We start from the raw sequence: 846 nt of genomic DNA, 5'->3' as shown, positions 1-846 counted from the left end.
GCAAGACGATCAGCCCGAACCTATCAAAAAGCACAGCAAAGGGCACAATGTCGCTGTGTCTGAGGAAGCCCAAAACAGCCCGGTACTGGCGGTTAAGTTGTTACGTGAAACCGATCTGCATTCAAACAAGATTAAAGCGAAGTTACGGAACGACCCCGAAGCCCTGTCAAAGTTCACCAGTAAGTATATGGAAGAGCATGATCCGTCATGGGAGTTTTTGGATGATGAAGAGAAGGCTTTCAAAGCCATGACATTTTCAGTTAATAACGGGGATGCTAACGGCTACAACCAAGCAAAACATCATGCTGTCAAGGCACTGAAAAAGATGGAAGAGCCGATGACTAAAGACGAAGTACAGGACTTGATAAAATGGGGACACCAAACCATGAATGAAATCAACCCGAACACCGCAGACAATGAGCAAGCCCGTAAACAGGCCGATCAGGAATATCAGGAAGCCATGGCAAAAGCGGCTGAGAAACTGAGTGCGGCCTATGCTAAAACAGGCATCAAGCAGACGGATTACAGTAATCGCTAACAGGGGGTAGTATGAAGCCTGATTTATACGCCTTTAGCCATTTACGCCCTGATGCAAACCGTGCCCGTGGTTATAACGGGCGCTATGCTGCAATGACCTCTCTTAATGTGCAGCCAGAGCCGCAGGAAGATAACGGCACTGACACACACAGCAATGCCCACTGGATAGCCCGCAGTCAGGAGGCAAAGAACAATCCCGTCTATGCGTTGCACCTTATCGACAATCACACGCCGTATCAGTCTGCCATCGCAACGCTCAGGGAGAGCTATCGCCACCTGAGTCAATACACCACACGCAAGATGGAAGCG

The 846-nt window shown here is 49.2% G+C and carries 1 protein-coding gene and 1 pseudogene; both read left to right on the top strand.

Features of this window, described 5'->3' with window-relative positions; translation table 11 throughout:
* A partial coding sequence (locus PSI23_RS21670; protein ID WP_273557005.1) for a hypothetical protein occupies positions 1-538 on the top strand: 538 nt, incomplete at its 5' end.
* A gap of 11 nt (positions 539-549) precedes the next feature.
* A pseudogene (locus PSI23_RS21665) lies at positions 550-846 on the top strand (hypothetical protein); the annotation flags it as partial.

The sequence above is a fragment of the Xenorhabdus yunnanensis genome, assembly GCF_028598805.1.
Lineage (GTDB): Bacteria > Pseudomonadota > Gammaproteobacteria > Enterobacterales > Enterobacteriaceae > Xenorhabdus > Xenorhabdus yunnanensis.
The sequence above is the reverse complement of the archived record's forward strand: the minus strand, read 5'-3'. Positions and strand labels throughout refer to the sequence as shown.